This window comes from Starkeya nomas, assembly GCF_902703545.1.
Taxonomy (GTDB): Bacteria; Pseudomonadota; Alphaproteobacteria; order Rhizobiales; family Xanthobacteraceae; genus Ancylobacter; species Ancylobacter moscoviensis.
The window spans coordinates 2,847,509-2,853,508 of sequence record NZ_CACSAS010000001.1 but is presented as its reverse complement, the minus strand read 5'-3'; the positions used below and the strand labels follow the sequence as shown (position 1 = coordinate 2,853,508).

Below are 6,000 nucleotides of genomic sequence, written 5' to 3'. Positions count from 1 at the left end.
GTCCTTTGCCGGCCTGGTGGCCATTGCGAGGAGCCTGAACCCGATCCCATCCCGAACTCGGCCGTTAAACTCCTCAGCGCCGATGGTACTATGTCTCAAGACCTGGGAGAGTAGGTCGCTGCCAGGCTTGCAAAGAACAGCATCGCTTCAATACGAAATCCAACAAAAACGCCGCCCCGGACTAACCGCCAGGGCGGCGTTTTTGCGTTCAAAGAGATGTTGCCGCATCAACACCCCCGGAAAACACAACCCAGGCGCGCCGTCGCGCCCAGGGCCTAACCGACGGAAGGGGTGGTGCGGCAGTCTGGGAGGCGTCGACCGCGAGGGGCCGATCTCCTCAGGTCCACCACAACCACGCTGGCATTGTCCGGCGCGCCGTTCTGCAGCACGGCACTGATGACCGCGTCCGCCGCCTCTTGGGCCGAGCTGGCCGAGAGGATGAGCCTGGACGCCGCCTCGGCGTCGAGGACATCGGGCACACCGTCGCTGGCCAGCATCAGGAACAGGTCGTCCTCCCGCCTCTCGAGCCGGAGCACTTCCGGCTCGCTGCCGATCGCCGGCTTGAACGCCGTCGCCCCGAAGGCCCGCGAGATGGCGAGGCCGGCGCCATGGGCGGCTTGGCTCCCGGCGAAGACACGGAGCGACCCCCAGGGAACCGCCTCGCCATTGTCCAGCCAGCGCCTTTCCCTCTCGATGACGCCTCCGGCATTCGTCACCCGCATTGCTTCGTCCGCGCGGTCGGGGCGATGCCCATCGACGAGAGGGATTACGACGGCATCCGTTCCCTCCGGGCGTTTCCTCAGCAGATAGGCCGGAGAGTCCCCCAGCCAGGCGATCGTGAGGTCGTCCTCCCGCAGCAGCGCGGCGACGGCGGTACTGCCGCACGCGGCGGCGAAATCGGTCGCGTCCAGCCTCGCCTCCACGGCGGCGAAGGCGGCATGCATCGCCGACCAGGCGTCTCCGCCGGTTGCGGCCATCTCCGCGATCAGCGTCATGGGAAGCTGCCGCGCGCAGAACTCGCTGACATGACCGCCGCGAAAGCCGTCGAATAGGCCGGCGACGAGCACGTCCGGCGTCTCGATGACGGCAACGGCGTCCTCCATGGCGGAGCGAGCCTTGCCGATGTGGCTTGCCAGGCCGACATCCGCGAAAATATCGGGCACATCCCGACAGGGCTCGCGGCCGGGACGGCCGGGGGAGGTGGCCCGCGGCCGGGGCGGCGCGAGAAGACGGGCAATCTCCTCGAAGTCGGGTCGCTCGTCCGGGGCGCTTGCCCAGCAGCGAAAGGCGAGCCGCCGGAGGGAGTCGTCCATGTGCCGCCACTGGGGACGCAACTCCTCGTCGACGACCTTGCCGGCGAATTCGGCCCGGGACAGGGAGCCCGGCATGGCGGTGCCGACATTGAGGTGCGGGCGCGCGCCGCCATGCGCGACTTCGAACATCAGGATTCCAAAGGCGTAGATATCGACCTTCCGGTCATAGGGCTTCCACGCCAGCAGTTCCGGCGCCATGTGGAACGGCGAGCCGACCGGCTTCTCGAGCGAGCATCCCGGCCCCAGTTCCACGGCCCGGTCGAAATCGGAGATCTTCGGCCGCAGCGAGCGGATGTCGGAACCGCCAGCTTCGCCAAACATCAGGATATTTTCGGCCTTGAGGTCGCGGTGAACGAGATTCATGGCGTGCAGCCCGGCCATCGCTTCGGCGATGGGAGCGAGCAAGGTGCGCACGAGTTCGGCATCCATCGCACCGCTGTCGCCTCGGGCCTTGTCGAACAACAGCCGATCGAGTGCGCCGGGACAGGAGCGTTCCATGGCGCGGACCAGATGGCCGCTCGTCCCGCCGACGCCGAGAAGCCGTACCACGCCGGAAGCCTCGTCGAGCGGCGGCATCCGCGCATAGATGTCGAGCTCGTTGAAGGCCAGCGCGGCACTCTTCCAGGGTGTGAGCTTGAAAAACAGGGTCGGGCGGGTCTCGTCGGTAGCGACAGTCATGCCGTTGGGCAGCACCCGGCCGGCCGCCGGCGGCGGCTCTACCAGATAGGGCAGGGCCACCCGCCGGTTCCAACGGGATGGAATGTCGAGCAGTAGGCGAGAGGACGGCATCGGCGAACCCGTTCGAAATGCCCCCGGCTTGGCGGCGGGCTCAAACAAAAGGCGCCCCGCTCGTCGCGGGGCGCCAGTTCTGGCGTCGAGAGGGGCCGGCGTTCGCGGCACCAGCCGATACGCCTTGGGAAGCGGAGAAGGCTCAGACCGCCTTCTTGAACTTGGCGGCCTCTTCCGAACCGCCGGTGGCATTGCCCTTCGAGTAGGAATGCGCACCGGTGCCGGCAAGAGCGCCGCCCTGCACGATGAGGTATTCGTCGCGGATCGGACGGCCCTCGAAGAAGCACTCCAGGATCTCGCGGGTGCCCGCCGCATAACGCGCCTGCGCGGTCAGCGTGGTGCCGGAGATGTGCGGGGTCATGCCGTTATAGGGCATCGTCCGCCAGGGGTGGTCCTTCGGCGCCGGCTGCGGGAACCACACGTCGCCGGCATAGCCGGCCAGCCGGCCGGATTCGAGCGCACGTGCCACGGCATCGCGGTCGCACAGCTTGCCGCGAGCGGTGTTGACGATGTAGGCGCCGCGCTTGAACAGCTTCAGCGTCTCGTCATTGATCATGTGCTCGGTTTCGGGGTGCAGCGGGCAGTTCAGCGTCACCACGTCGCAAACCGGATACATGTCCTCGCGGGTCGCGTGCCAGGTGAGGTTGAGCTCCTTCTCGACCGATTCCGGCAGGCGGTGACGGTCGGTGTAGTGCAGGTGCACGTCGAACGGCGCCAGACGGCGCAGCACCGCGAGACCGATGCGGCCGGCGGCCACGGTGCCGACATGCATCGCCTCGAGGTCGTAGGCGTGGGACACGCAGTCGGCGATGTTCCAGCCGCCCTTCCGCGCCCATTCGTGCGAGGGCAGATAGTTGCGCACCAGCGACAGGATCATCATCACCACATGCTCGGCGACGCTGATCGAGTTGCAGTAGGTGACTTCCGCCACGGTGACGTTACGGTCGATAGCCGACTGAAGATCGACGTGGTCGGAACCGATGCCGGCGGTGAGCGCGAGCTTCAGGTTCTTGGCCTTGGCGATGCGCTCGGGCGTCAGATAGGCCGGCCAGAAGGGCTGGGAGATGACGACATCCGCATCGACCAGCTCGCGCTCGAACACCGAGTCGGGGCCGTCCTTGTCGGAGGTCACGACCAGGGTGTGGCCGTTGGATTCGAGATATTTGCGCAGGCCGAGCTCGCCGGAGACGGAGCCGAGCAGCTGCCCGGGCGTGAAGTCGATGGCCTTCGGCGTCGGCAAGGTCTGGCCGCCCGGATAGTGGTCGATCTTCGGAAGATCGTCGCGGGCATAGGTCTTCGGGTAGCCGTCGACCGGATCATCGTAAAGAACGCACAGGACCTTTGCCATGCGGGCATCTCCTCTCCAAGGTTGAGCGGGAACGTCCCCGCCGCACGTGGCGGCAGATCGCACGCGCATCCGGGGCGTTCGCCACGGCGCGGTCTCTCTGTTCGGGATGCCGCTTTCCGGGCGATGCACGGGCGCGACGGGCGTTCTCCACATCGGCTCCGCGCGCGGACTGGCTTTGCGCCGCTTCGCTGCCGACCCCTGAAGTCTGGGCGGACGGGCGCCGGGTTTCAAATTGAAAGCGGCGAACAATTGATAGATGCGGACAATGAAACGGGCGTTACTTGAAATTTTTCTCAATCAACTTGTCGCGACCCAGATCCCGCGCCAGCTTCAGCAGCGCGCCGGCCACCGGGCTCAGCGGGTCGCGGTCCGAGAGCACCAGGCCGACGGGCTGGACGTGCGCGGGCTCGATGAGCGGGATCGCCACGAGGTCGGCCGTGTCGCCCAGGCCCCGGAAGCTTGCCTCCGGCACGATGCAGGTCCACGGGCCGCGCCGCACGAAGGACCACACGCCCATGAAGGAGTTGGTCTCGATGGCCGGCTGCACGACGATGCCGGCCTCCGCGAGCACATGATCGATGATACGGCGGTTCTGCATGTCCGGCGTGAGCAGGCAGAGCGGCTGCGCCGCGGCCTCCGCCCAGCGCAGGCTGCGCCGGCGGGCCAGCGGCTCGTCCGGCCGGGTGACGAAGACATAGTGCTCCAGATAGAGGTCGAGCCGACGTACGCGGTTGAGCGGCTCGTTCTCCAGATAGGTGATGCCGGCGTCGAGCTCCATCTCGTCGAGGCCACGCTGGATCGCCGCCGAGCTGAGCGTCAGCATTTGCACCTTCACCTCCGGATGCCGGTTGCGGAAGGGACCGAGGATCGCGGGAGCGGCGGCGGTCGCGGCGGGAATGGCGCCGACGCGCAGCGTGCCGGAGAGCCGCCCCCCGGTTTCCACCCGTTCCTGCTTCAGGCTCTCGTAATCGGCCGCGATCTGCCGGGCCCAGCCGAGCACCCGCTCGCCTTCCACCGTGAAGCCGAGAAAGCGATGGCCGCGTACCACGATGGGCATGCCCAGTTCCTGCTCCAGCTTGCGGATGCCGGCGGACAGGGTCGGCTGGGTGACGTGGCAGGCCTCCGCGGCCCGGCCGAAATGCTTCTCGCGCGCGAGGGCGACCAGATAGTGCATCTGCCGGACGAACATCGGCGCTTCGGGCCTTTCCCTTTCCGGTGCCCATGCCTTTGCGCCGGCGGCGCAGAGGGCAGGGCAGGCATGGGGACGGATCGCTATTTCCCGTCGGATACAGCAGACATATAGCTCGCGATGCGCCGGCGAAAGGCCTTCGGCGTCTCCGTGAAAAGCCGGCCGTGCAGACGCAGCGCCGAGTGGGCCAGCTTGAGCTGCCGTGCGCCGATCGCTTCGATCAGCGGCGCGCGCCAGGCGGGGGGGCGGGACGAGATGCGTTCATCGAGCCGTGCGCGCAGCACGCAGAGGTCGTGATGCTTGCCGAGCTTGTCGCGCAGGCGCTGCAGCTCCGCCACCCAGGCGGCGCCGAGCGCCGGCCAGGCGGGGACGAGCAGTTCCATCTGGTAGCGCTGCGCGACGACGGCCTTGCGCAGTTCGTGCAGCCCGATCTCGTCCTCCGGGTCGGCCTTGCGGCCGAGACGGCGTGCCTTGCCGTATTCCGCCGTGAGGGCGGCGACGAGGCTCTTGCCGTGAAGTGCGGCGCCGAGCTGTGGAGCTGCGGCTGAGAGTTCGGCGAGCCGTGCGGCGAGACCGGCACGGTGCGGCGACAGGCCGGCATCGGCACCTTCGCGATCCTGCCGCGCGGGTGGCGTGAGGGAGCGACCGGCCGCGCGGCGCTGGGGAGCCGAGAGGTGCCCCTTGGCCTGGAGATCGTCCAGCGCCGCCCGCCGCGCGGAGACGTCGCGCGCACCGGCCAGCTGCCGGGCGTCCCCGGCCAGGGCGCGCCGCAGCCGGCGGGCCTCGGCGGCGACCGCCTTGTCCTCGCTGGCCTGGGCGAGGCGCAGCAATGCCCGCAACCTCTTGAATGCCTTGCGCAGATCGTGAACGGCGCGCTCGGGATTGGCGGTCGCGAGCGCCGCCAGCGCTTCGCCGCTGGCCTGCGCGAGCGAGGCATCGAGTGGGCCGGCGGGCCGGCGCGCGGCATCGGCCGCCGCATCCACAGCGTTGGGGCGGGACGGGCCCAGGTTTTCCGGCATCGAGAAAATCCTTGTGCGTCCAAGCTCTTGCCGGACTTTTCCACGCATCGCGCGACGATCCGATGACAAAATTTAACCCGGCCCCCTTTCATTTGGCCATCCGGATTGCTAGATACCCGCCATCGGCAGGCCATTGCGGCCGCACAGCCGTCTCTGACGCGGGGTGGAGCAGCCCGGTAGCTCGTCAGGCTCATAACCTGAAGGCCGCAGGTTCAAATCCTGCCCCCGCAACCAGTTCGAACCAAAGACCCCAGCAAACTCAATGAGTTGCTGGGGTTTTGTTTTTATGCCCTGTTTCGATCCAGCAAAATCAATCACTTGGCATCGCAGGTTCAAATCAGG

General features: G+C 67.7%; 4 protein-coding genes, 1 tRNA gene and 1 rRNA gene. 2 read left to right on the top strand and 4 right to left on the bottom strand.

Going from position 1 to position 6,000, the window contains the following annotated elements; all coding sequences use genetic code 11:
- Positions 1–12 precede the first annotated feature (12 nt).
- Positions 13–127, top strand: a 5S ribosomal RNA gene (rrf, locus tag STARVERO_RS13655).
- A gap of 148 nt (positions 128–275) precedes the next feature.
- Here the strand turns inward: rrf and STARVERO_RS13650 are convergent.
- From STARVERO_RS13650 to STARVERO_RS13635, 4 genes are all read right to left on the bottom strand, one after another.
- Entirely contained in the window at positions 276–2,102 is a 1,827-nt protein-coding gene (locus STARVERO_RS13650; RefSeq protein WP_210253539.1) for a bifunctional protein-serine/threonine kinase/phosphatase, read from the bottom strand.
- Positions 2,103–2,244: 142 nt separating this feature from the next.
- The gene (locus tag STARVERO_RS13645) at positions 2,245–3,450 is read right to left on the bottom strand and encodes an NAD-dependent formate dehydrogenase (protein ID WP_159599443.1); all 1,206 of its coding nucleotides are present in this window, start codon (positions 3,448–3,450) and stop codon (positions 2,245–2,247) included.
- 277 nt (positions 3,451–3,727) lie between these two features.
- Positions 3,728–4,639, bottom strand: coding sequence for a LysR family transcriptional regulator (locus tag STARVERO_RS13640; protein ID WP_159599437.1), 912 nt, complete (start codon positions 4,637–4,639; stop codon positions 3,728–3,730).
- 83 nt (positions 4,640–4,722) lie between these two features.
- On the bottom strand, positions 4,723–5,658 hold the full coding sequence (locus STARVERO_RS13635; RefSeq protein WP_159599435.1) for a CHAD domain-containing protein: 936 nt from the start codon (positions 5,656–5,658) through the stop codon (positions 4,723–4,725).
- A gap of 157 nt (positions 5,659–5,815) precedes the next feature.
- On the opposite strand from STARVERO_RS13635, the gene STARVERO_RS13630 reads away from it, so the two are divergent.
- Positions 5,816–5,892 (top strand) — tRNA-Met (locus tag STARVERO_RS13630).
- Positions 5,893–6,000 lie beyond the last annotated feature (108 nt).